1 protein-coding gene and 1 pseudogene are annotated in these 1,318 nt (G+C 64.1%); one reads left to right on the forward strand and one right to left on the reverse strand.

Features of this window, described 5'->3' with window-relative positions; genetic code table 11:
* Window positions 1-85 precede the first annotated feature (85 nt).
* Complete coding sequence (gene fsa / locus EOA60_RS33250; RefSeq protein ID WP_095824158.1) at window positions 86-742, reverse strand: fructose-6-phosphate aldolase; 657 nt, start codon at window positions 740-742, stop codon at window positions 86-88.
* Between the two features lie 90 nt (window positions 743-832).
* Here fsa and EOA60_RS33255 point away from each other — a divergent pair.
* Window positions 833-1,318: pseudogene (locus EOA60_RS33255) on the forward strand (primosomal protein N'); the annotation flags it as partial.

Raw genomic sequence — 1,318 nt, forward strand, 5'->3', positions numbered from 1 at the left:
GATCTCTGGGCGCCGCGCGCTATTCCCCTTCGATGCAACGAAAAGGCCAGGTTATCCCGGCCTTTTTATTGTCTGATCTCGGGCCTCAGCCAATCTTCTGGCCGGTCTTGGCCCAGTCGGCGAGGAAGGCGGAGAGGCCCTTGTCGGTGAGCGGATGGTTGACCAGCGCCTTCAACGTCGCCGGCGGCGCGGTCACGATATCGGCGCCGATCAAAGCCGCCTGCTTGACGTGGTTCACCGTACGCACGGAAGCGGTCAGGATCTCGGTCTTGAAATCGTAATTGTCGTAGATGGTGCGGATTTCCGAGATCAGCTCCATGCCGTCCGAGCCGGTGTCGTCGATGCGGCCGACGAAGGGCGAGATGAAGGAGGCGCCGGCCTTGGCGGCAAGCAGCGCCTGGTTGGCCGAGAAGCAGAGCGTGACGTTGACCATGCGGTTCATCTCGGTGCGGATCGTCTTGCAGGCCCTTAGCCCATCCAGCGTCAGCGGCACCTTGATGGCCACATTCGGCGCGATCTTGGCCAGCACCTCGGCCTCGGCCATCATCTCCTTGTACTCGGTCGCCACGACCTCGGCCGAGACCGGGCCTTCGACAATGTCGCAGATCTGCTTGGTGACCTCGGCGATCTTGCCGCCCGATTTCAGGATCAGCGACGGGTTGGTGGTGACGCCATCGAGCAGCCCCAGATCGTGCAGCTCCTTAATTTCCTTGATGTCAGCGGTGTCGACAAAAAACTTCATGGCTGTCTCCTTGGGGATTGCCTGACGCCGGCCAGGCAGATGCGGGGGTCCCCTTTGATCTAGAGCAAAGTCGGGGCAAGGTCACGCCCGATGATCGAAGATTCGCCCTTTGTCGCGGCCGCGCCGGTGCTGGTGCCGATGCCGGCCGAACGGCCCTACACTTATGCCGTGCCGCCAGGCATGCGCGTGGTGCCGGGCTCAATCGTGCGCGTGCCGCTGGGGCCGCGGCAGGTCGCCGGCATCGTCTGGGACGCCGTCGTCGAATCCGTCGATCCGAAAAAGCTGCGGCCGATCGAGGAGGTCTTCGACTGCCCGCCGATCGACAAGGCCATGCGCCGTTTCGTCGACTGGATCGCCCAATACACGCTTTCGGCGCCCGGCATGGTGGCGCGGATGTTGTTGAGGGCGCCGGAAGCTTTCGACCCGGAGCCGTGGATCGAAGGCCTGCAGCGCACGCTTGCCGAGCCCGACCGATTGACCGACGCGCGACGCCGCGTTTTGAAAACGGCCGAAGGCGGGCTTGCCTGGACGCGCTCCGGTCTCGCCCATGCGGCGGTGGTCTCCTCGACCGTCATC

The organism is Mesorhizobium sp. M1A.F.Ca.IN.020.06.1.1 (assembly GCF_004023265.1).
Lineage (GTDB): Bacteria > Pseudomonadota > Alphaproteobacteria > Rhizobiales > Rhizobiaceae > Mesorhizobium.